This window comes from Streptomyces ochraceiscleroticus (genome assembly GCF_000720485.1).
GTDB lineage: Bacteria > Actinomycetota > Actinomycetes > Streptomycetales > Streptomycetaceae > Streptomyces > Streptomyces ochraceiscleroticus.
This window is the reverse complement of the sequence record NZ_JOAX01000006.1, coordinates 55,626-78,312: the sequence shown is the minus strand read 5'-3', so window position 1 is coordinate 78,312 and position 22,687 is coordinate 55,626. Positions and strand designations below refer to the sequence as shown.

The window sequence follows — 22,687 nt, the reverse complement described above, 5'->3', positions numbered from 1 at the left end:
GGACGGTGTCGACGCATTTTCGGGCGGGGAGCGCGACTTGAGGAGCTGCGCCCCTCGGAGCCTGCGTGCTCCCCTTGGGACCCGTGTGCTGCGTATCCCGTGTTACGTCCTTTCCTCCGCCAGGAGGGACGCGAGGGCCGCTGCCGGATCCTCGTCCGGCGGCCCCGAAGGCAGCCAGCGGCCCTGCTCCTTCCGGTACGGCCACCAGCCACCGTCCCGCCCCAGCCGCAGTTGCGCGTCGCTGCCGACGACCGTCCACCTGTTGCGGGTGACCCGGAACCGCGGCCGGTCCCCCTCGTCCGCCCAGGCGGCTGCCAGCCCCGTGGTGGCGCGAGCCAGCGCCTCGGGGCCCGGATTCCACTCCTCCTCCAGTACCGCGAGCCCGGCCGGGCCGCCCTGTCGCCACGCCCGTACGGCCGCCGCCAGACCTCTGGCATCCCGCCCCGAGGCCGTCGCGAGCCGTTCGGCGACCGGGGCAGGCGGGCCGGCCGCAGCGAGCCGTACGAGGTCCTCAGCGGGCGTCGGGCCGCTCACCGGCGGGGCGTCCGCGTGCCAGGTGGACAGCGCCTCGGCGAGCAGCCTCCTGGCCCGCTCCGCGGTGTCCCCGATGAGGAACTCCAGGGCCGGTACGTCGACCCCGGGCGCCGGCGGGGTGCCGCCGCCGAGCGCGGGCGCGGCGCCCGCCTCGCTCACCGGAGGCGGAGGCGGCGGCAGCGGCGGCAGGCCCTCCTGGGCCGCGAACGCCTCGGCCGCCGGCACACCGGCCTCGGCGCCCGGCGCACCACCGGACGTGGCAGTGCCCTCGTCGTCCTGATCCGGCGCGTACGCCTGTGCGCGCGCCGCACTGCGCGCCTGCAGCTCGCCCAGCAGCGCCTCCTCGCCGCGTCCGCGCAACAGGAGCAGCACGAACGGATCCTGGTCCAGCAGCCGTGCCATCTGATAGCAGAGCGCGGCCGTATGGGCGCAGTGGTCCCATGCCTCGCAGCCGCAGGACGGCTCCAGATCGCCGATCCCCGGGAGCAGTTCGACGCCGGCCGCCGCCGCGTCCTCGACGAGCTGCGGCGGCATGTCACGGTCCAACAGTGCGGCGATGTGCCCCGCCCGGTCGGCGACCATGTCCAGGAACCGGTCCCAGTCCGCCGCGCCCAGCTCCTGGAGCAGCACGTCCGAACGGTGAGCGGTGCGGTCGCGGTCCTGAACGACGGCGGTGATCCGCCCCGGCCTTACGGACACCGCGCCCACCGCCCCCGCACGGGCGTGCCGGCGCCCCAGCTTGAGCTGCGCGCTGTCCAGCGCGGTGTCCTCCAGCGCCTTCAGCCACGCCTGCCCCCACCATGTGCGCGCGAAGCCGCCCCCACGGGCGGGCGGCAGAGCGGCGAAAGTCCGCTCGGACCGCCCCGTCTGCTCGTTGCCGTACGTGCCGTCGGCCCCGTCGTCGTTCGCGCCCTCGGCGCCGTGGAAAACGCTCATCGTTCGCCCCCTCGAAGCTCCACCAGGTCCGCCAGTTCCGCGTCGGTCAGCTCGGTGAGCGCGGCCTCGCCCGAGCCCAGTACGGCGTCCGCCAGCCGCTGCTTCCGGGCGAGCATGTCGGCGATCCGGTCCTCCACCGTGCCCTCGGTGATCATGCGGTGCACCTGCACCGGCTGGGTCTGGCCGATGCGGTACGCGCGGTCGGTGGCCTGCGCCTCGACAGCCGGGTTCCACCACCGGTCGAAGTGCACGACGTGGGAGGCGCGGGTCAGGTTCAGCCCGGTGCCCGCCGCCTTCAGTGACAGCAGGAAGACCGGCACGTCTCCGTCCTGGAAGCGGCGCACCAGTTCCTCCCGGCGCGTGACGGGCGTACCACCGTGCAGCAGTTGGCTCGGCACGCCACGCGCTGCCAAGTGCGCCTCCAGAAGCCGCGCCATCCGCACGTACTGGGTGAACACGAGCACGCCGGCTCCCTCGGAGAGCAGCGTGTCCAGCAGCTCGTCCAGGAGCTCCACCTTCCCCGAGCGCTCAGCGAAGCGCCGCCCGCGCTCCTGCTCGGTACCGTCCTCCTTCAGGTACTGCGCGGGGTGGTTGCAGATCTGCTTGAGCGAGGTCAGCAGCTTGACCACGAGGCCACGGCGGGCGAAGCCGTCCGTGCCGGCGATGCCGGCGAGCCCCTCGCGCACCACCGCCTCGTACAGCGCGGCCTGCTCCGCGGTGAGCGCCACCGCGCGGTCGGTCTCCGTCTTGGGCGGCAGTTCGGGCGCGATGCCCGGGTCCGACTTGCGGCGGCGCAGCAGGAACGGCCGTACGAGCCGCGCCAGCCGCTCCGCTGCGGCCGGATCAGTACCGCCCTCGACGGCCTGCGCGTAGCGCGCTCGGAAGCGGCTGAGGGAGCCCAGGAGCCCCGGCGTGGTCCAGTCGAGAATCGCCCACAGCTCGGAGAGGTTGTTCTCCACCGGGGTGCCGGTCAGCGCCACCCGGGCGCCGGCCGGCAGCGTCCGAAGCTGCCGGGCGGTCGCGGAGAACGGATTCTTCACGTGCTGGGCTTCGTCGGCCACGACCATGCCCCAGCCCACTCCGGCCAGCTTCTCGGCGTCCACCCGCATCGTCCCGTACGTCGTCAGCACGACCTCGCCGGCCGCCAGGTCCGCGAGGCTGCGCCGCTCCGCGTGGAAGCGGCGCACGGGAGTGCCCGGCGCGAACTTCTCGATCTCCCGCTGCCAGTTGCCCATCAGCGAGGTCGGGCAGACCACGAGAGTCGGGCCCGCGGTCTCCGGTGCGGCCCGGCGGTGCAGATGGAGCGCGATCAATGTGATCGTCTTGCCCAGCCCCATGTCGTCGGCCAGGCAGCACCCGAGGCCGAGCGACGTCATACGGTGCAGCCAACCGAGGCCGCGCAACTGATAGTCGCGCAGCGTCGCGGCGAGCGCGGGCGGCTGGGGAGGCGCGTCGTTCCCCTGATGCTCCGGGTCGGCGAGCCGGTCGCGCAACTGTCGCAGCGGGCCGGATGCCTGTACCTCCACGTGCTCGCCACTGCCGCTCTCGACCGCTCCCGTGAGCGCTGCCCCGAGAGCGTCCATGGGCGTGACTTTCTGGTCCCGGCGTTCGTGTGCGGTGCGCAGCGCTTCGGGGGCGACGAGCACCCACTGGTCGCGCAGCCGTACCAGTGGCCGTCCGGCCTCCGCCAGCCGGTCCAGCTCCGCCCGGCTCAGCTCGTGCTCCCCGATGGCGAAGCGCCAACTGAACGACAGCAGCGCATCGGCGGACAGCAGCGACGGCAGAGCGGACTCCGTACGGTCCGGCGCCGACACCGAAGGAGCCGCCGCCTCCGGTGGGCCCACAACGGCCCGCGTGGTGAGGCTGCGGGCGAGCTGCTTGGGCCAGTGGACCTGTACGCCGGCGGCCGCGAGTGTCCGTGCGCCGGGTCCCAGCAGGTCGCCGATCTCCTCCTCGGCGAGCTCCAGAGCGTCCGGTACCGCGGCGGAGAGCAGCGGCTCCAGCGGTGCCCAGGCGGCGGCCGCCCGCCGCAGCGTCAGCAGCGTGTCCGTGCGGGCGCGCGCCCCGAAGGCACGCCCCGCCGGCGAGTCGCCCGCCCACACGTCGGAGACATCGGCGACCAGTGCCGGGTCGGTGAGGCTGTGCAACTGGAGGACGGCGGAGAAGCGTGCAGGGGTGGGGCCGCCGTCGGAGCCGAGCGCGCCGTCCTGGCCGTCCAGCCCGGTGATCTCGATACGGAGGGACAGGCGCACCCCGGCGTCGTGTCCCGCCGCCACATCGGCCGCCCAGGCCCGTTGCTCGGGGATGTGCTGCGGCGCCTCTGACGCGTACGCGGGGTCGCCGAGGGCCGTCACGGCGGCGGGGGAGCGCGGCAGCCCGTCGGCCACGGCGTCCAGGAACGAGCGCAGCAGCCGCTCCGGTGCGGGCAGCCGGACAGGGGAGCTCCCGGGGAGCGGCGTGGCGTGCGCATACGGAGGCATTGCGCCGGCCAGCTCCCGTATGCGGGCGGTGTCCTCCGGTTCGAGCGGGCCGCAGCGCCAGGCGTCGTACTCGCCAGCGCTCAGCCCCGGCAGCAGCCTGCCCCGCGCCACGAGGTGCAGCGCGACCACCGAGGCGGCGCCCCAGAAGGCCGCGGCGGGGTGCGCGGTACGGGAAGCGCGCGCCCGAGTCAGTACGGGGAGCGCGGCGGCGACCGGCACGAAGAGGGCAGGTACCTCCCGGATGACGACCTGGCCCTCATCGGCGGGCAGGGCGACGGTCAGCCTCTCGGCGGACACGGCGCCAGCGTCGAAGCCGCTGGGCAGTGGCTCGCCCTCAGGTCGTGGCTCACCGTCGAGCAGTGGCTCGCCGTCGGGCCGCCAGAAGGCGATCCGTCCCCTGCGCGGCGGATCACCTGGCACGTACACGGCGGCGCACCGGGAGAGGCCGGGGAGCCGGTCGAGGGTGAGCGCGGGAAGTGCTGGCACGTGCCGACGACTCCTCAAGTTTGACTACTTGCCTTCGGAGCGGCCGAGGGTACAGCACGATCCGCGCCTTTGTGGAACCTCCGGCGCCGATCCGGCGTTCAATGGAAGACAGCGAACGCGGCGTCCGCCGCGGAAAGGGCGTGAAGGATGTCCACACGTGCGAAGGTCGCCGTCGGCGGCGTGGCGGCAGGCGTGATCCTGCTGTGGCTGCTGCCGTTCTGGGCGGCGCTGCTGGTCATGATCGGGGTGCCCGCGATCGCGTATCTGACGCTGGACCCCTCGCAACGGCGGCGGCTGCGCCGCGTCACCCGCAAGGAGCTGGGCCGCTGAGCATCCCGGAAGCCGCGATGGCGCGGCCGGCGCCCGGATGACCGTGCGCGGCGCCACCGCGGCACGGCCGTGACACCGCCGCGCGCGGTGTGCTGCCTCAGGCCGGCCGGGCCGCCATCGCGTCCAGCGACTCCAGCAGTCCGGGGAGCTCCGGGCCGCGGCCCACGGGAAGGACCTCGCCCGGTTCGTCGTCGAGCAGGACGAAGGCGATGTCGTCGGTCCGGGCGACCATGCTCCAGCCCGGCCCGTCCACGCGCAGGGTGCGCGCCTCACCGGCGGCGAAGGACGACCGCACCCGCCCCGGAGGCGGAGGCTGCCGCACGTACTCACGCGCCTCGTCCAGTACCCGCCGCACCCCCGCGTGCGGCTTGGTGCCGGGATCGACGAACGTGACCTCGCCCTCGACCTGCTCGCGCCACGCCGCCCACTGCAGGGCGATCTCGTCCGCTCCGAGGCGCCGTTGGGCCGGCCCCCACTCCAGCGCGTCCGGAGGCGCCAGCGGCTTCGGATCGCCCTCCTCGGGCGCCGGGTCGTGCGGCGCCGGCACTCCGGGCGCCGCCACCGCGAGCGCGAGCGGCCAGCCCGGCAGCGCCGCGACGATGCTGTTCTCGTCGGGGGAGAGGTCGTACTCCATACCGCAGTCCCAGGCCGCTATCGCACAGGCGACCAGCGAGACGTCCTCGGTCGCGACGGTCCAGCGCGCACCCCGGCCGTCCTGGCCGAGCACCAGCCCGTAGCCCTCCTCGTACGGCTCCAGGCGCAGCTTGGCGCAGACCTCGGGATAGTCGTCACCGAGCACGCTCGGGAACTGCCCGGGCGTCAGCAGCACCGCGGTCAGTACGAACAGCTGGTCGTCATCGACCTCGCCGATGTCGCTGCCGTCGCCGACGGCGCCCTCCGTCGCGGACACTGGGCCTCCCACTCGGTTCGCGGCCCGGGCAGGTGCCGACCGCACAGATCACGTCGTCGGCGCACCTTAATTGGCCGGACAGGCGATTGTCACGGCCCATGTGCCCGCTCCCGGTAGCCGGCGCGGCTCAGGCGGCCGGCAGGCTCAGCAGGTCCCTGGCCACTTCCTGCGGCGACTGACGGCGCTCCCGCGCCAGCGCGATCAGCGCCCTGCACGCCAGTTCGTTGATGCCGAAGGCGAGCGCTTCCGGTGACACCCAGTCCGCGGCCTCGGCGCCGCGGTCCTCGTCCCCTTCGGCGCACGCCGCCACATGTGTGGCCGCCGCATCGAAGAGGTTGTGCGCGCCCTTCCTGGCCGGCTCCCGCTCCGGACGTGGCGGCCTCGGTCCGAACAGGCCATGGGCGAAACGGAGCCGGAGTCTGCGAAGGAGGTCGGTCATCATTCCCCCATGCCAATAGAGAAGCGTACGGAGCCTTTCAAGTCTCCCCTCTCCCCGTAGGGTTGGACCTTCGGCGACGAAAGGGACGGTGTTCTCGTGAGGCGTTACGACTTCCTCAAGGAAATTCAGCGGCTGGATCCTGAGCGCGACTTCCTGCGGATCTTCCGCATCACGGTGACGCATGAGTTCCCATGGGACGTCACCAGAGCGCTTGAACTCGCCCTTTACCGTACGTACGCGGTGCCCAGCATCGGCCGTCTGCTCGCGGAGACCGCGGAGCTGACGGAGCGTACGCAAAAGCGCTACGACGACACCGCGCTCCTTCTGGACTCGGTCGTCGAGCACGGCTTCGAGACCGAGGACGGCCGCACGGCCATCCGGCGCATCAATCAGATGCACCGTAGCTACGACATCAGCAACGACGACATGCGTTATGTGCTGTGCACGTTCGTGGTCGTACCGAAGCGCTGGATCGACCAGTACGGCTGGCGGCGGCTGAGCGAGCACGAGAAGCGCGCGATGGCGGCGTACTACAGGACGTTCGGCAAGCACATGGGTATCACCGACCTGCCCCGGACCTACCAGGAATTCGAACGCTACCTGGACGACTACGAACACGAGCACTTCGGCTGGGACGAGGGCGGCAGGCGCGTCTCGGACGCCTCGCTGGACCTGATGGCCGGGTGGTACGGGCCGCTGGCCCCCGTAGTGCGCGCCGCGAGCACGGCACTCCTGGACGACGCCCTGCTGGACGCGTTCCGCTACGACCGGCCACGCCCGGCAGTGCAGGCCGCCGTACGCGGCGCGCTGCGACTGCGCGCCAAGGCGGTCCGCCTGCTCCCGCCGCGCCGCGCCCCGCACTACGCCCGGCAGAACCCGGAGATCAAGGGCTACCCGAACGGTTACCGCATCGCCGACCTCGGGACCTTCCCCAGGGGCCGGCCGGGCGCCGTCGGCTGCCCGGTGCCGCACGCCGCTGCGGAGCCGGGCCACCGTTGATGTGCGGTCACCCTCGGCGCACGGCCAGCGCCAGGTAGCGCGCGTCCTCGTCCACGTACTGGATCAGGTCCCAGCCGCTGCGCGCCAGCATCGGCCGGAGGTTCGGCTCCGCCCGTAGGTCGTCCGGGGTGAGCGGTCGTCCCTTACGAGCGGCGAGGGCGGCCCGGCCGATCGGGTGGAAGAGCGCCAGCCGCCCTCCGGGCCGTACGACCCTGGCCAGTTCGGCGAGGTCGTGCGGCGGATCGGCGAGGTGGGAGATCAGCCCGGCCGCGAAGACCGCGTCCAGGGCGCCGTCCCGGACCGGCAGCGCGGAGACGTCCGCGAGCAGCAGGGCCGCCTCGGCACCCCGCCCGGCCCGTACGGCTTCCTCCAGCATCTCCGGCGTGAGGTCGGCCCCGAACACCGTGCCGGACGGCCCCACAGCGGCGCGCAGCGCGGGCAACGCCCGTCCGGTGCCGCATCCGGCGTCCAGTACGCGATCGCCCGCCCGCAGGCCCAGCTCCGCGATGCCTGTCGCGAACGCCGGCCCGTCCTCGGGGAAGCGGCTGTCCCAATACCGTGCCCGCTGCCCGAAGAACTCCCGCACGTCGTGGGTCTGGTGACCGGACCAATCGCGGCGACCGGCGCCTTCAGCGGGGGCGCTGTCGGCAGGGGTGCTGTCGCTGAATTCGTTCATGGTGCCGTCATGATCCCCCATCGGCCGTGTTCTGTGCGGTTCTGATCCCGCAACGACCGGAACATCTGTAGGCGCGCAGATTCGGGCGCGGGCCGGTCGGGCGTCGGCACCGCACCGCCAAATGCCAGCACTTCCGGACTGTGCGCCCGGCGGGCGGCCCCGACGCGGCTAGCGTCCCGTGGCCATGGGACACCTGGACCATCTTCCCGGCCCCGAGGGCCGGGATTTGTCGGGCCCACGGGGCCGGGGAGCGCACGTCGCACGGGATAGCCGCTTTCTTCGCCCCCGTACAGTGCGCGCCCGCTTCCTCTGCGTGCTCGCGGTCCCCGTAGTGGCCCTGCTCGTCCTCTGGGGCTCGGCGACCGTCACCGCCCTACAGGACGCTGCGGCCGCGCGGCAGGCACAGCGCATCGAGGACGAGGTACGCGCGCCCGTGTACGAGGTGGTACGGGCCCTACAAGAGGAACGCCGGGCCGCCGTCGCGTACCTGACGGACCCCACTCAGGCGCGCAAGGACACCTTCGGAGCCCGCACCAGGGAGACGGAGAGGGCCACCAGCCGGTTGCGGCAGGGCGGACGGCGCACAGTGGCCGAGGCCGCGGGGTTTCCGGCCCGCACGGCCGACCGCCTGACGGACCTCACCACCGCACTCGACGCGCTGCCGGAGCAGCGCCGGCTGACGACGGAGCGCTCCCTCACCTGGCAGCAGGCGTACGGCCCTTACACGGCGGCCATCGCCTCGGCCTTCACCCTCAACGGAGCGCTGAGTGGTCCTGCGGACGGCACGCGGCACGTTGGGGAATGGGGCCTTGTCCGTGAGCTGCTCGCCCAGGAGGACGCCGTCCTCACGGCCGCCGACCTCACCGGAACGCTCGACAAGGACCGGCAGCGGTCGTTCACCGGTACCGTCGCGGCGCGGCGCCTCATGGAGCGCATCGCCACCGAGGACCTGCCGGCAACCCTGGACGCGGCCTGGCGCACGCTCGCCACCGGCCGCGCTCACGCGGACGTCCGCGCCATGGAGCACGCGGTGAGCGCCGCCGCCCCCGGCCGCGGCGCGGCGCAGGCGGCGCCAGGTGCCCGCTGGCGCCCCTCGTACGAGCACCTGCGGCGCGGACTGCACGGCATCGAGAAGGAGCTGGCCGCCGAGGCCGCACGTCGCCCTGGCCCGCTCGTGTACGGGGTCTCGCAGTCCGCTGCTGCGGCTGTCGGCCTCGGGTTCGTTGCCCTTGTCCTCTCCTCGGCCGTCGCCTTACGGATCGCTCGCGGCCTGATCAGGGAACTCACCGCCCTGCGTGACGGTGCGCTCGGCATCACCGAAGCGTTGCGTGAAGCAGGTGCCGGCCGACAGGCCGACACCCCCACCGCCCCCGAGACACCGCCCGCCGAGGACGAGATCGCACAGGTCCGCGCTGCCCTGGACAGCGTCCACCGGGCAACGCTGGACGCGGTCGTGGAGCGGGCCGAACCGGCCGACGGCATCAGCGGTGTCTGCGTCAACCTCGCCCGCCGCAGCCAGATCCTTCTCCACCGCCAGCTCGCCCTCCTGGACAGCATGGAACGCCGCTCCCAGGACCCGGCCGAACTCGGCGACCTCTTCCGGCTCGACCACCTCACCACCCTTATGAGGCGTCACGCCGAGAGCCTGCTCATCCTCTCGGGCGCGGCTGCAGGACGCGCCTGGCGGTCACCGGTGCCGCTCACGGACGTGGTGCGCGCGGCGGCGTCGGAGACCGAGGACTTCGCGCGCATCGAGGTGCGGCGTCTCCCCGCGGGCGCGATCCCGGGTAGTGCGGTCGCGGAGCTCACCCACCTACTGGCCGAGCTCATCGAGAACGCCGCACAGTTCTCACCGCCGCACACCAAGGTCCGGGTACAGGGCGAACAGGTCGGCACCGGACACGTGCTGGAGATCGAGGACCGTGGCCTGGGCATGGAGGAGGCGGCACGGGACGAGGCAAACCGACGCATGGAGCAGGCCGGCTCGCCCGACCCGTCCGACGGCGACCGGCTGGGGCTCTTCGTGGTCAGCCGGCTGGCGGCCCGGCACGGCGTACGCGTCGTCCTGCGCGCCTCGCCATATGGAGGCACGACGGCGGTGGTACTCCTGCCGAACGCCCTGGTGCACGAGGCCACGCCCCCTCTACGGAGTGCGCCGGCCGACCCGCCCCGGGACGCGCCACTCGAGCGGGTACGTGCACACCTCGAACGCAGGACCGGCCGCGCACTGGAGCCGCCGGCAGACGCAGCGATGACGGCCTCGCCCGATGGCGTGGCCCCGCCCGACGACCCGGACGAGCTCCCGCGCCGCATACGGCAGCGCAGCCTCGCCGTTCAGCTGCGCGAGCCGTCCCCTGCCGCGGCGGACACGTCACCCGAGGCGGAGCCCACGCTCGTCCCGGAAGAAACACGCACCCGTATGACCGCCTATCGCCACGGCTGGGTCCGCGGCTCCACGGACGGAGAACCCTGATGCACGAGGAACGAGCGAGCGGCACACCGTCGCGTCCCCGGAGCGGCCTCGACTGGCTGCTGGACGATCTGGCCGTCCGGGTGCCGGAGGTCCGGCATGCCGTGGTGCTCTCCGGCGACGGCCTGGTGACCGGGACCTCGGGCTCGCTGCCTCGGGAGGACGCCGACCACCTGGCGGCCGTCGCCTCCGGGTTCCACAGCCTGGCCAAGAGCACGGGGCGCCACTTTTCCTCGGGAGGAGTGCGCCAGACGGTGGTGGAGATGGACAACGGCGTCCTGTTCGTCGCCGCGGCCGGGGACGGTTCGTGTCTGGCGGTGCTCAGTACGGTGGTGGCCGACATCGGGATGATCGCCTACGAGATGGCCCGGCTCGTCCAGCGCGTGGGCGAACACCTGCGTACCCCACCGCGCTTCACCACATGAGCGGCGCGGGTGGCGCGTGATGCCCCGGGACGGCCTGCACCGGGCCGCGGCCGTGCACCGCAGCGGTGATCCAGTTCACCGAATCGCCCCGCGTGGTGACGCGAGAGGGATTACGGTCCTGACCGTAACGCCCGGGCACTGCACAACGGCCCCACCGGACCGCTCCGGTCACACGGTCCGGCACCGGCGTGACCGGGCCCCGGCACCCCAGCACGCGTCCACCTTCACCTGCGCACTTGTCCCGAGTGCGCACACCGCTTCCTGGAGGACAGTACCGATGGTTTCCGCGGATTCCGTGCACCCCGGAACGGTGCAGGACGAGCCCGAGATGGCCTTGAAGATCCTGATAGCGGGCGGCTTCGGAGTCGGCAAGACGACACTGGTCGGCTCGGTCAGCGAAATCCGCCCGCTGCGCACGGAGGAGTACCTCACCGAGGTGGGGGAGGGGGTCGACGACATCCGCGGTGTGGTCGGTAAGAACACCACCACGGTGGCGATGGACTTCGGCCGGATCACCATCAGATCGGGCCTGTCGCTGTACCTCTTCGGAACCCCCGGACAGGAGCGCTTCTGGTTCCTGTGGGACGACCTCTCCGAAGGCGCCCTGGGCGCCGTCGTCCTCGCGGACACCCGAAGACTGGCGGACTGCTTCCCCGCGGTGGACTACTTCGAGAACCGCCGGGTGCCGTTCCTCGTGGCCGTCAACTGCTTCCCCGGAACGCGCCCCCACGGCGCGGACGACGTGTCGCGGGCGCTGGACCTGGACGGCGGTACGCCGGTGCTGCTGTGCGACGCGCGCGACCGGGACTCCGGGAAGGAAGTGCTGATCCGGCTGGTCGAGCACGCAGGACGGATGCACACGGCCCGCCTCCTGGACACTGCGAGCCGCCCCTAGCCCCGCAGCCGGGCTCGGAGTCAGTCCGCGATCCCCGCCATGGCCGGCGCCTTGTCGGCATGGACCCGTACCTGCCGTCGGCCCACACGTTCGCCGGCGGAGACGAACGTCTGCCACTCCTCCTTGATCGTTCTTCATGCCACGGAACCATCCTGCTGTATCCGGAGTTCCTGAGGCCGGAGGGTGGGTGCCGACGTGTCCGGGCCGCTTGCCGAGAACGCGGAGGTGAGCGAGGCTGGCACAGCGGTGCGCGACACATGGCACTGCCGACCGGTAAGTAGCACGGTGTTACGGGGAGGAAGCGGGCATGGCACTGAGCAGCGGACTGGACTGGCTGCTGGACGACCTGACACGGCGAGTCGATCAGGTACGGCACGCCCTCGTGCTCTCCAACGACGGCTTGGTCACCGGGGCGAGCGAGGGGCTGGTGCGGGAGGACGCCGAGCACCTGGCCGCGGTCGCCTCCGGACTGCACAGCCTGGCCAAGGGATCCGGGCAGCAGTTCCGGGCGGGCCGGGTACGGCAGACCATGGTCGAGTTCGACGACGGGGTGCTGTTCGTGACGGCGGCGGGCGACGGCAGTTGTCTGTGCGTGCTGGCCGAGGCCGACTCCGACCTGGGGCAAATCGCGTACGAAATGACGCTGTTGGTGAACCGGGTCGGGGAACATCTCGGCGTCGCGGTGCGCCAGCCGGAAAGTTATCCACAGGTCTGAGGTGGGGGTTGACCCGCTGTCACACTCCGCGGCTACAGTCGTGACTGTCAGTGATTGGACTGTAGCGGGGGAGTGCGACATGACCGCGATGTACGACGGTTCCGAGACGCTCGCGATGGGGCGGGCGGCTCGTGAACTAGGTCTGAAGACAGGTGAGTTCGAGCTCGCCACGCAGCTCGAGGAAGTAATCACGGTCCTGCCGGGGCCGGGCGGCGCGCCCGGCCGGCGGCGGGTGCCGGCGGCGGAGGTCGAGCGGCTGCGGGAGGAAGAAGGATTCCCGGACACGCTGCGTGAGCGGATCCGCGTCGTCGGCGCGACAGAGGGCGCCGAACTGCTGGGCATCGCCCCCGGCAGGTTCCTGCGTCTGGCCCGGGCGGGCTGCTTCGGCCCTGTCCGCTTTTATGTGAACCGCTACGGCGCGATCGTGTGGCAGTACCTCGCGGCGGAGCTCCAGGCTTTTGCGGGCAGGGAGTTCAGTCTCATCCACGGGCCCACTCCGCCGCCGATGCGCGAGCTGCTGACCCGCGGACAGGACTGGCGGGGCAGGCTGTGGCGGAGTCGGCGGGTGGCCCAGCTCGTGGAGGAGGCGGACGGCTCCTGGGCGGTCTCGGCCGTCATTGCCGCCGTACTGCCGCCGGAAGAGCTGGCGTCGCTGGTCCGTGACCCCGCGGAGCGGGCCTGGCTGCGCAAGCTGAGGCCACGCCTGTCGTCGGCCGGGGCGAACACGAACCGCACCCGTGAGGCGGTCGAACGCGCGGAGACGGCCGAGGAGTTCGACGAGGTGATGTGGTACCGCATCAGCCTCTCCCGGCAACTGGACGCGGCCCGCCAGGAACACCCGGCACCGCCCCTGTCCCGCCCCGGCGCCGCCCCTCCGCGCCCGGCCTTCGACGAATCCCGCCTTCAGGAGCCGTACGGAGAAGATCTCTGTGTGGCAACGGGCCCTATGGCAGCCGACCCTGACATGGTGAGCCCTGCCACGGCGAGCTCCGCGACTGCGAGCCGCATGGGAGCGACGAATCGCGGCAACGTGTCCGCTCCCGCCGAAGCGCTGGTCCACAAGCTCGCAGATCACAACGACTCCGGTGGAGCGCCAAGCGACGAGGTCGCTGTGCTTCACGGCCCCGATGAAGCGCCGCCCCATGAGCAAACCGCGCCCAACAGTCCCGACGGGATGCCAAGCGGAGCGGTAACCACGCCCAATGAGCCCGGTGGAGCACTCGCCCCCGAGGCAGCCGCGCGCCGCGCTCGCCTCATCCGCGCACGGACAGGTACCGCGACCACCTCCCGCACCCGGCCGAGGACCGCAGCTACCGGCGGCGTCCCGACCCGGTCCGGTACCGACAGGCCCGGCTCGTTGTTCGCCCGGCGGCGGGCCGGAAGGACCGGCGAGACGGCCGGACCGTCCCCGGCCCGGCGGCCGTCGGCCGATCGGCCCGGCGCGCCCCCGCCCGGCCGGGGCCGGGGCTTCGCCGGTCGCTCCCGTCCTCAGTCGCCGAGCTTGCGGAAGAGCCCTTCCTGGACGACCGAGACGAGCAGCCTGCCCTCACGGTCGTAGATACGGCCACGGGCCAGGCCCCGGCCGCCGGTGGCGATCGGCGACTCCTGGTCGTAGAGGAACCACTCGTCCGCGCGGAACGGCCGGTGGAACCACATCGCGTGATCCAGGGACGCCATGTCGAACCCGCGCGGACCCCACAGGGGCTCGATCGGGATGCGCACGGCATCCAGCAGCGTCATGTCGCTGGCGTACGTCAGCGCGCAGGTATGGACGAGCGGGTCGTCACCCAGCGGCCCGACCGCCCGCATCCACACGGCACTGCGCGGTTCCGCCCCCTCGATCTCCTCCGGCTTCCACCGCAGGCGGTCGACGTAGCGGATGTCGAAGGGCTGGCGGCGGGCCATCCGCTCCAGCGCCTCGGGCAGTCCGCCGAGGTGCTCGCGGACCTCCTCGGCCACCGTCGGCAGGTCCTCGGGAGCCGGTACTGCCCGGCCGATCTGAAGTTGATGCTCGAAGCCCGGCTCGGGCTTGTGAAAGGAGGCGGTCAAATTGAAGATCGTGCGCCCCTGCTGGACGGCCACGACCCGGCGCGTGGTGAAGGAACGCCCGTCACGCACCCGCTCGACCTGGTACACGATCGGCACCCCGGGACGGCCCGGCCGCAGGAAGTACGCGTGCAGTGAGTGGACCGGCCGGTCGCCTTCCGTGGTCCGTCCGGCGGCCACCAGCGCCTGCCCGGCGACCTGGCCGCCGAAGACCCGCTGCAGGGATTCCTGGGGGCTGCGGCCGCGGAAGATGTTCACCTCGATCTGTTCCAGATCGAGCAGGTCGACCAGCTTTTCCGCCGGATTGGTCATCTACGGGCGTCCTTCCTCGGTGTCGGAGAGGAGTCGGGGCAGAGGCGCTCGGCCGGCACGAGACCCACGGTGGGACCTGAGCAGGCGCCCACGGTCGGAACCGGGCGGGCGCCCACCGTCAGTACCGAGCAGGCTTCCATGGTCAGAGCTGACCCACCGAGGTGACGCGCACGACCGCGCGTCCCTCCTCGTCCGAGGCGGCGAGATCCACCTCGGCGGAGATGCCCCAGTCGTGGTCGCCGTTCGGGTCGGCAAACGTCTGCCGGACCCGCCACAGTCCGTGCGCGGGGTCCTCCTCGATCTGCAGGAGCTTGGGGCCGCGCGCGTCCGGGCCGGTGCCCAGGTCTTCGTACTCGTCCCAGTAGGCGTCCATCGCGTCCGCCCAGGCGTCCTCGTCCCACCCGGAGTCGGCGTCCAGCTCGCCCAGTTCCTCGACCTTGTCCAGCGCCGCGAGCTCGACCCGGCGGAACATCGCGTTGCGGACGAGCACGCGGAAGGCGCGGACGTTGGTCGTGACCGGCTTGACCTCGTCCGCGTGCTCCATGGCCTCCTCGGCCGTTTCCGCCTCGGGGTTGGCGAGCTGTTCCCACTCGTCCAGGAGGCTGGAGTCGACCTGGCGGACCATCTCGCCGAGCCAGGCGATGATGTCCTCGAAGTCCTCGGACTTCAGGTCGTCGGGCACGGTGTGATCCAGGGCCTTGTACGCGCTCGCGAGGTAGCGCAGCACGATGCCCTCGGTCCGGGCCAGTTCGTAGAACGAGACGAACTCCGTGAAGGTCATGGCCCGCTCGTACATGTCGCGGATGACCGACTTGGGCGACAGCGGGTGGTCGCCGACCCACGGGTGGCTGCGCCGGTAGAGGCCGTAGGCGTGGGAGAGCAGCTCGTCCAGCGGCTTGGGATACTCGACGTCCATGAGGCGCTCCATGCGGTCCTCGTACTCGACGCCGTCGGCCTTCATCTGGGCGACCGCCTCGCCCTTGGCCTTGTTCTGCTGCGCGGCCAGGATCTGCCGCGGGTCGTCCAGGGTGGACTCCACGACCGAGACCATGTCGAGCGCGTAGGAGGGCGACTCGGGGTCGAGCAGGTCGAAGGCGGCCAGCGCGAAGGTGGACAGCGGCTGGTTGAGCGCGAAGTCCTGCTGCAGGTCCACGGTGAGCCGGACGATCCGGCCCTCGGCGTCCGGCTCGTCCAGGCGCTCCACGATCCCGCCGTCCAGCAGCGAGCGGTAGATGGCGATGGCGCGCCGGATGTGCCGCAGTTGGTTCCTGCGCGACTCGTGGTTGTCCTCCAGCAGGCGGCGCATGGCCTCGAAGGCGTTGCCGGGCCGGGCGATGACGGAGAGCAGCATCGCGTGGGTGACGCGGAAGCGGGAGGTCAGCGGCTCCGGCTCGGAGGCGATCAGCTTCTCGAAGGTGTTCTGGCCCCAGTTGACGAAGCCCTCGGGGGCCTTCTTCCGGACGACCTTCCGGCGCTTCTTCGGGTCGTCGCCCGCCTTTGCGAGCGCCTTCTCGTTCTCGATGACGTGCTCGGGCGCCTGGGCGACGACGAAGCCCGCGGTGTCGAAGCCGGCCCGTCCGGCCCGGCCGGCGATCTGGTGGAATTCGCGGGCCCGCAGCGTGCGCACCCGGCTTCCGTCGTACTTCGTCAGCGCGGTGAACAACACGGTGCGGATCGGGACATTCACCCCGACGCCGAGCGTGTCCGTCCCGCAGATCACCTTCAGCAGACCCGCCTGGGCCAGCTTCTCCACCAGACGCCGGTACTTGGGCAGCATGCCGGCGTGGTGCACGCCGATCCCGTGCCGCACGTACCGCGAGAGGTTCTGCCCGAATTTGGTGGTGAAGCGGAAATTGCCGATCAGCTTGGCAATCTCGTCCTTCTCGGCCCGCGTGCACATGTTGATGCTCATCAGCGCCTGCGCCCGTTCCACGGCCGCGGCCTGCGTGAAGTGCACGATGTAGACCGGTGCCTGGTGCGTCTCCAGCAGCTCGGTCAGCGTCTCCGTCATCGGTGTCGAGCGGTACTCGTACGACAGCGGCACGGGGCGCGTCGCGGACCGGACGACCGAGGTGGGATTGCCCGTACGCCGGGTCAGGTCCTTCTCGAACATCGAGACGTCGCCGAGCGTCGCCGACATCAGGATGAACTGGGCCTGCGGCAGCTCCAGCAGCGGAATCTGCCAGGCCCAGCCGCGGTCCGGCTCGGCGTAGAAATGGAACTCGTCCATGACGACCTGGCCGACGTCCGCGTCCCTGCCGTCCCGCAGTGCGATCGAGGCCAGTACCTCGGCGGTGCAGCAGATGACGGGTGCGTCGGCGTTGACGGAGGCATCGCCGGTGAGCATGCCGACGTTCTCGGTGCCGAAGAGCTTGCACAGGTCGAAGAACTTCTCCGAGACCAGCGCCTTGATGGGGGCGGTGTAGAAGGTGACCTGGTCCTTGGCCAGGGCGGTGAAGTGCGCGCCCGCCGCGACCAGACTCTTACCGGAGCCGGTGGGGGTGGACAGGATGACGTTCGCCCCCGAGACCACCTCGATCATTGCCTCTTCCTGGGCAGGGTAGAGCGAGATGCCCTGCTGCTCGGCCCAGGTCGAAAAGGCTTCGAAGAGGGCATCGGGGTCGGCGTCGTTCGGCAGATGATCGATGAGGGTCACGCCCCCATACTGCCTTCCTTCACCCCGGAAGCGGGAACCGGCGGGTTCTGCGATGATCATCGGGCGCTACGCTGTGTCGCCGACCACACGTCACCGGCGCGCGAACACCCGTCGCCGGGGCGAGAACAAAGACGACAAGGGGTGGGGAACAACCATGATGGGACCGGCGCACTCGCTGTCCGGGGCCGCGGCCTGGCTGGGGGTGGGCGCGGCGGCCGGCGCCGCGGGGCACCCGATGCCCTGGCCGGTGGTTGTCGTCGGCGCGCTGATCTGTGCCGGTGCGGCCCTCGCCCCCGACCTGGATCACAAGGCGGCCACGATCTCGCGCGCCTTCGGCCCGTTGTCCCGGGGACTGTGCGAGGTCGTCGACAACATCTCCCACGCCGTCTACAAAGCCACTCGGATGAAGGGCGACGCACGCCGTTCCGGTGGTCACCGCACCTTGACCCACACCTGGCTGTGGGCGGTGCTCGTCGGCGCGGGCATGTCAGTACTGGCCGTGCAGGGTGGCCGCTGGGCGGTGCTCGCCATCCTCTTTGTACACATGGTCCTCGCCATCGAAGGGCTGCTGTGGCGGGCGGCGCGGGTCTCCAGCGATGTGCTGGTGTGGCTGCTCGGCGCGGCCTCGGCGTGGATTCTCGCCGGGGTGCTGGACCAGCCGGGGAACGGCTCGCACTGGCTCTTCACGGACCCGGGCCAGGGGTACCTCTGGCTGGGCCTGCCGATCGTGCTGGGCGCGCTGGTGCACGACATCGGCGACGCCCTGACCGTCTCGGGCTGCCCGATCATGTGGCCCATCCCGATAGGCCGCAAGCGCTGGTACCCGGTCGGTCCGCCGAAGGGCATGCGCTTCCGCGCCGGCAGCTGGGTGGAGCTGAAGGTCCTGATGCCGGTCTTCACCCTCCTCGGCGGCATAGGCGGCCTGACGGCCCTCGGCTTCCTGTAGCCCTTGGGCACGGAGCCCGCGGCAAACCGGGCGCCCTCGGCGCTCCGAGCCCCCGGGCCGGCCTCGCTGAGCCGGGCGGTCCAGCCAGCTCGAGTGGCCTTGCCGGTCCGAGTGGCTCGATCGGGCGGAGTAGCTCAGCCGGCCTGGGCGGGCCGGCCGGGCCGGTCGGCCGGCCAGGGCGCCGGGCCCCGAGCGAGCGGCCTGACGCCCGGACGCGGGGGTCCGCCTCCTCCGGCCGGAGTTCCCCGGCCGTGCTCCCTGGAGGTCATCGGCCCCTGGAGAGCACAGGCAGGACGAGTGGATCAGGCGTGCCAGGAGCGCCAGAGGGCGGCGTAGGGGCCGTCGGCGGACACCAGCGCGTCATGGCTGCCGAGCTCGGTGATGCGGCCGTCCTCGACCACGGCGATGACGTCCGCGTCATGGGCGGTGTGCAGCCGGTGGGCGATGGCGACGACCGTACGGCCGTCGAGCACCTTGCCCAGCGAGCGCTCCAGATGACGGGCGGCCCGCGGGTCCAGCAGCGAGGTTGCCTCGTCCAGTACCAGCGTGTGCGGGTCCGCCAGGACCAGCCGGGCCAGCGCGATCTGCTGAGCTTGCGCCGGAGTCAGGGCATGTCCGCCCGAGCCGACCTCCGTGTCCAGTCCCTCCGCCAGCCCGCGTGCCCAGCCGTCCGCGTCCACCGCGCCCAGCGCGGCCCACAGCTCCGCGTCGTCGGCGCCCGTGCGGGCCAGCAGCAGGTTGTCGCGCAGCGAGCCCACGAAGACGTGGTGTTCCTGGTTGACCAGCGCCACGTGGGCGCGTACCCGTTCCGCCGGCATCCGGGACAGCTCGGCGCCGCCCAGGGTGATCCGGCCCGTGCGCGGCGCGTAGATGCCCGCGAGGAGCCGGCCGAGTGTCGACTTGCCCGCGCCCGACGGACCGACGAGCGCCACGCGGCTGCCGGGCCGTACCCGCAGCGAGACGTCGTGCAGGACGTCGACACCGTCGCGGTAGCCGAACCGCACCTCGTCGGCGTGGACGTGCCGGCCGTCCGGGGTGATCCGTTCGTCAGCCGCCGCGGGCTCGATCTCCCGCACGCCCACGAGCCGTGCGATCGACACCTGGGCGACCTGCAGTTCGTCGTACCAGCGCAGGATCATGCTGATCGGCTCGACCATCATCTGGGAGAGCAGCGCGCCCGTGGTGAGCTGTCCGAGCGTCATCCAGCCCTGCAGGACGAAGACACCGCCGAGCATCAGGACGGCGGCGAGGTTGAGGGTGTGGGTCGCGTTGATCACCGGGAAGAGGACCGAGCGGAGGTAGAGCGTGTACCGCTCCCACTGGGTCCACTCGCGGACGCGCCGCTCCGACAGCCGGATGCGGCGGTCGCCGAGCCGGTGCGCCTCGATGGTGCGCCCCGCGTCGACCGTCTCGGTGAGCGCGGCGGCCACCGCCGCGTAACCGGCGGACTCGGAACGGTAGGCGCTCGGCGCGCGTTTGAAGTACCAGCGGCAGCCCGCGATCAGCAGGGGCAGCGGGACGAGTACGGACAGAGCGAGCGGCGGGGCGGTCACGCCGAGCGCCCCGACCAGCAGCCCGATCCAGACCACGCCGATGGACAGTTGCGGCACGGCCTCGCGCATCGCGTTGGCCAGCCGGTCGATGTCCGTGGTGATCCGGGACAGCAGATCGCCGGTGCCGGCCCGTTCGAGTACGCCGGGCGGCAGTCCGACGGACCGTACGAGGAAGTCCTCGCGCAGGTCCGCGAGCATCCGCTCGCCGAGCATCGCACCGCGCAGCCGGACCATCCGCACGAACACCGTCTGGATGACCAGGGCGAGCGCGAACAGCCCGATGGTGCGCTCCAGATGCAGACCGCGCGCGCCGTCGGCGAGGTCCTCCACGAGGCCGCCGAGGAGATACGGACCGACCATCGAGGCGACGACGGCGACGGCATTGACGGTAACGAGGAGGACAAATGCTTTTCGGTGACGGCGGATCAGCCCAGCGACGTAACTGCGTACGGTCGCGGGGGAGCCGACGGGGAGAATGGTCGTGGTGCGTGCGGCTTCCGGATCGTGCTCCGGCGGCGCCAGGCCGATCATGCCGTCTCCTCGATGGAGTCGAGCGCGCCTACGCGGGCGTGCGGTGGGGTGGCGGATCCCGTGTCCCGCGGGATGTCCGCCGAGGCTTCGTGCGAGGTGTCCTGCGCTCCGTCACGCGGGCCTGCGGGCAGGCCCTCACCCGGGTCTTCCTGCGGATCTTTCCGCGGGACGGAGGCGTCGGCGGTCTGCTTCCGCGCACGTTCCTCGTCGGTCTCCCGGGTGACGACCGAGAGGTAGGCCGGGCAGGTACGGAGCAGGTCGCGGTGCGGGCCGACCGCGGTGACCTCGCCGTAGGGCAGGAAGACCACCTGGTCCGCGCGGTCCAGTACCAGCGGGCTGGAGGTGAGGACGACCGTGGTGCGGCCGTCTCGCAGGGCGTGCAGACCGTCGGCGATCCGGGCCTCGGTGTGGGAGTCGACCGCGCTGGTCGGCTCGTCGAGTACCAGCACCTCGGGGTCGGTGACCAGCGACCGGGCCAGCGCCAGCCGTTGGCGCTGGCCGCCGGAGAGGGAGCGGCCGCGTTCGGTGATGCGGCTGTGCATCGGGTCGCCCGAGCCGTCGGTGCCGGACTGGGTGAGCGCGGCCAGTACGTCGTCGCACTGGGCGGCGGCCAGGGCCTGTTCGGCGGTGACGGCGCCGGAGGACGGCACGTCGAACAGCTCGTGCAGTGTTCCGGACAGCAGTACCGGGTCTTTGTCCTGGACCAGGACCGCCTGGCGGGCGGCGTCCCGCGGTACGTCGTCCAGGGGGGTGCCGCCGAGTTCCACGGAGGGGAGAGGGGCGAGCGTGGGAGCGGCCGCGTCCGCCGCGGCCTCCCCGCAATCCTTCTCGCCGCCCTCACCCGTGGCGTTGCCCGGGTCACCCGCGCCGCCCGTACGGCTCGCGGTCGCTTCGCCGGCGTCGGCCCGGTCGGCCGAGTGGCTCGCGGAGTTAGCCTCGCCCGGACCACCGGCGGCGCACTCACCACGCTCGTCCCGCTCATCCCGTTCGTCCGGTTCGCTCGCCGGATGGCCGCCCAGTCGTTCCGCCAGTCGGCCCGCCGCGTCCGGGTCGCCGCAGACCACCGCCGTGAGACGGCCGGCCGGGGCGAGCAGGCCGGTGGCCGGGTCGTAGAGGTCGCCCTGAAGCGGGGCGTGGTCCGTGATGCGGCCGTCGGCCGGACGGCTGAGCGCCAGGACGCGGGCCGCCCGTTTCGCGGACGGCCGGGAGAAGGAGTACGCCTGGGCGATCTCCTCGAAGTGCTGGAGGGGATAGAGCAGGAAGGTGACCGCGCTGTACATGGTGACCAGCGCGCCGATCTCGATACGGCCGTCCAGGGCCAGCCGGGCGCCGTACCAGACGACCACGATCAGCAGCAGTCCCGGCAGTGCGACCTGGACGGCCGAGATCAGCGACCACATTCGGGCACTGCGGACGGCGGCCTTGCGGACGTCCTGGGAGGCGGTGCGGTAGCGGCCGAGGAAGAGCTCCTCGCCGCCGATGCCGCGCAGCACGCGAAGGCCCGCGACGGTGTCGGAGGCCAGTTCCGTGGCGCGGCCGGCCTTTTCCCGCTGTTCGTCGGCGCGGCGCGTCGCGCGCGGCAGCAGCGGCAGCACGGCGAGTGCCAGTACGGGTACGCCGATCGCGACCACAACGCCCAGCGTGGGCTGGTAGATCACCAGGGCCACGCACACGCCGACCGTGGTGAGCGCGGCGGCCGAGAAACGGGAGATGGCCTCGACGAACCACCCGATCTTCTCCAGGTCGCCGGTGCTGACCGCGACCACCTCGCCGGCCGCGACCCGCCGGGTCAGGGCGGAGCCCAGCTCCGCGGTCTTGCGGGCGAGCAGTTGCTGGATTCGGGCGACGGCGGTGATCCAGTTGGTGACGGCGGCGCGGTGCAGCATCGTGTCGCCGACCGAGACCAGTACGCCCAGCACCACCATCAGGCCGCCCGCGAGGGCCAGGCCGGCGCCGGAGCGGTCGGCGACGGCCTGGACGGCGATGCCCACCGGAACAGGGAAGGAGGCCACGGCACCGGTGTGCACCAGTCCCCAGGCCATGGCCTTGAACTGGCCGCCCAGTTGCCGGCGGTAGAGCCAGACCAGGAAGCGGCCGCCGGTACGGACGTCGGGGACACCCGGGTCGGGATGCGGTAGATCGCGAATCTGCATGACGTCCAAGCGTTTCGTCGAGTACGGAGCCCGGACACGGAACCCGGACGGGAGTCCGGGTACGGAGCCCCGGCCGGAGGGAGCGGGCCGGGAGCCCACCGGGCGCGGCAGGCGCGGCGGAACAGGGCATGGCTGTGCCGCTTGCGTCTGCGACAGGAGCAGGGCAGAGCCATGGAAGGTTGGCGTGGAATGGCC

The 22,687-nt window shown here is 72.0% G+C and carries 17 protein-coding genes; 8 read left to right on the top strand and 9 right to left on the bottom strand.

The genetic code is table 11. The features are described from left to right. Positions 1–102: 102 nt before the first annotated feature. Together IG84_RS0110220 and IG84_RS0110215 are read right to left on the bottom strand one after the other, a co-directional pair. Positions 103–1,470 carry an SWIM zinc finger family protein gene (locus tag IG84_RS0110220; protein WP_031054121.1) on the bottom strand — a complete coding sequence of 456 codons (1,368 nt, stop codon included), beginning with the start codon at positions 1,468–1,470 and terminating at the stop codon, positions 103–105. Next, positions 1,467–4,436 carry a DEAD/DEAH box helicase gene (locus IG84_RS0110215; protein ID WP_031054119.1) on the bottom strand — a complete coding sequence of 990 codons (2,970 nt, stop codon included), beginning with the start codon at positions 4,434–4,436 and terminating at the stop codon, positions 1,467–1,469. Before IG84_RS0110215 ends, IG84_RS0110220 begins: the two co-directional genes overlap by 4 nt. A 147-nt stretch (positions 4,437–4,583) precedes the next feature. On the opposite strand from IG84_RS0110215, the gene IG84_RS0110210 reads away from it, so the two are divergent. Next, on the top strand, positions 4,584–4,766 hold the full coding sequence (locus IG84_RS0110210; RefSeq protein ID WP_030612121.1) for a hypothetical protein: 183 nt from the start codon (positions 4,584–4,586) through the stop codon (positions 4,764–4,766). A 97-nt stretch (positions 4,767–4,863) separates the two neighbouring features. Here the strand turns inward: IG84_RS0110210 and IG84_RS0110205 are convergent, their stop codons facing one another. Together IG84_RS0110205 and IG84_RS0110200 are read right to left on the bottom strand one after the other, a co-directional pair. After that, a complete protein-coding gene (locus IG84_RS0110205) occupies positions 4,864–5,676 on the bottom strand; it encodes a hypothetical protein (protein ID WP_245659297.1) in 813 nt (270 codons plus the stop codon). A 127-nt stretch (positions 5,677–5,803) separates the two neighbouring features. After that, a complete protein-coding gene (locus IG84_RS0110200; RefSeq protein ID WP_031054115.1) occupies positions 5,804–6,115 on the bottom strand; it encodes a hypothetical protein in 312 nt (103 codons plus the stop codon). Positions 6,116–6,211: 96 nt separating this feature from the next. Here IG84_RS0110200 and IG84_RS0110195 point away from each other — a divergent pair, with 96 nt between their 5' ends. Next, positions 6,212–7,114 carry an oxygenase MpaB family protein gene (locus IG84_RS0110195; RefSeq protein ID WP_031054111.1) on the top strand — a complete coding sequence of 301 codons (903 nt, stop codon included), beginning with the start codon at positions 6,212–6,214 and terminating at the stop codon, positions 7,112–7,114. Positions 7,115–7,121: 7 nt separating this feature from the next. On the opposite strand, the gene IG84_RS0110190 is transcribed toward IG84_RS0110195, so the two are convergent. Further along, entirely contained in the window at positions 7,122–7,790 is a 669-nt protein-coding gene (locus IG84_RS0110190; RefSeq protein ID WP_051861603.1) for a class I SAM-dependent methyltransferase, read from the bottom strand. Between the two features lie 292 nt (positions 7,791–8,082). Between IG84_RS0110190 and IG84_RS0110185 the strand changes: the two genes are divergently transcribed. From IG84_RS0110185 to IG84_RS38810, 5 genes are all read left to right on the top strand, one after another. Then, entirely contained in the window at positions 8,083–10,263 is a 2,181-nt protein-coding gene (locus IG84_RS0110185; RefSeq protein WP_051861581.1) for a sensor histidine kinase, read from the top strand. Then, positions 10,263–10,685 carry a roadblock/LC7 domain-containing protein gene (locus tag IG84_RS0110180; RefSeq protein ID WP_031054104.1) on the top strand — a complete coding sequence of 141 codons (423 nt, stop codon included), beginning with the start codon at positions 10,263–10,265 and terminating at the stop codon, positions 10,683–10,685. Before IG84_RS0110185 ends, IG84_RS0110180 begins: the two co-directional genes overlap by 1 nt. Positions 10,686–10,962: 277 nt before the next feature. Then, entirely contained in the window at positions 10,963–11,580 is a 618-nt protein-coding gene (locus IG84_RS0110175) for a GTP-binding protein (RefSeq protein ID WP_031054102.1), read from the top strand. 307 nt (positions 11,581–11,887) lie between these two features. Next, on the top strand, positions 11,888–12,295 hold the full coding sequence (locus IG84_RS0110170; RefSeq protein WP_031054099.1) for a roadblock/LC7 domain-containing protein: 408 nt from the start codon (positions 11,888–11,890) through the stop codon (positions 12,293–12,295). Positions 12,296–12,374: 79 nt separating this feature from the next. Next, positions 12,375–13,853 carry a DUF6397 family protein gene (locus IG84_RS38810; RefSeq protein ID WP_051861580.1) on the top strand — a complete coding sequence of 493 codons (1,479 nt, stop codon included), beginning with the start codon at positions 12,375–12,377 and terminating at the stop codon, positions 13,851–13,853. On the opposite strand, the gene IG84_RS0110160 is transcribed toward IG84_RS38810, so the two are convergent. Together IG84_RS0110160 and IG84_RS0110155 are read right to left on the bottom strand one after the other, a co-directional pair. Beyond that, positions 13,784–14,653: an acyl-CoA thioesterase gene (locus IG84_RS0110160; protein ID WP_031054094.1), complete on the bottom strand. Its 870-nt coding sequence runs from the start codon at positions 14,651–14,653 to the stop codon at positions 13,784–13,786. The genes IG84_RS38810 and IG84_RS0110160 overlap by 70 nt on opposite strands. Positions 14,654–14,795: 142 nt before the next feature. Continuing rightward, a complete protein-coding gene (locus IG84_RS0110155; RefSeq protein ID WP_031054092.1) occupies positions 14,796–17,309 on the bottom strand; it encodes a DEAD/DEAH box helicase in 2,514 nt (837 codons plus the stop codon). A 154-nt stretch (positions 17,310–17,463) separates the two neighbouring features. On the opposite strand from IG84_RS0110155, the gene IG84_RS0110150 reads away from it, so the two are divergent. Further along, positions 17,464–18,255: a metal-dependent hydrolase gene (locus IG84_RS0110150; RefSeq protein WP_031054089.1), complete on the top strand. Its 792-nt coding sequence runs from the start codon at positions 17,464–17,466 to the stop codon at positions 18,253–18,255. 302 nt (positions 18,256–18,557) lie between these two features. Here the strand turns inward: IG84_RS0110150 and IG84_RS0110145 are convergent, their stop codons facing one another. Further along, positions 18,558–20,339 carry an ABC transporter ATP-binding protein gene (locus IG84_RS0110145; protein WP_031054087.1) on the bottom strand — a complete coding sequence of 594 codons (1,782 nt, stop codon included), beginning with the start codon at positions 20,337–20,339 and terminating at the stop codon, positions 18,558–18,560. Next, positions 20,336–22,492: an ABC transporter transmembrane domain-containing protein gene (locus IG84_RS39720; protein ID WP_078648749.1), complete on the bottom strand. Its 2,157-nt coding sequence runs from the start codon at positions 22,490–22,492 to the stop codon at positions 20,336–20,338. Before IG84_RS39720 ends, IG84_RS0110145 begins: the two co-directional genes overlap by 4 nt. Positions 22,493–22,687: the final 195 nt, after the last annotated feature.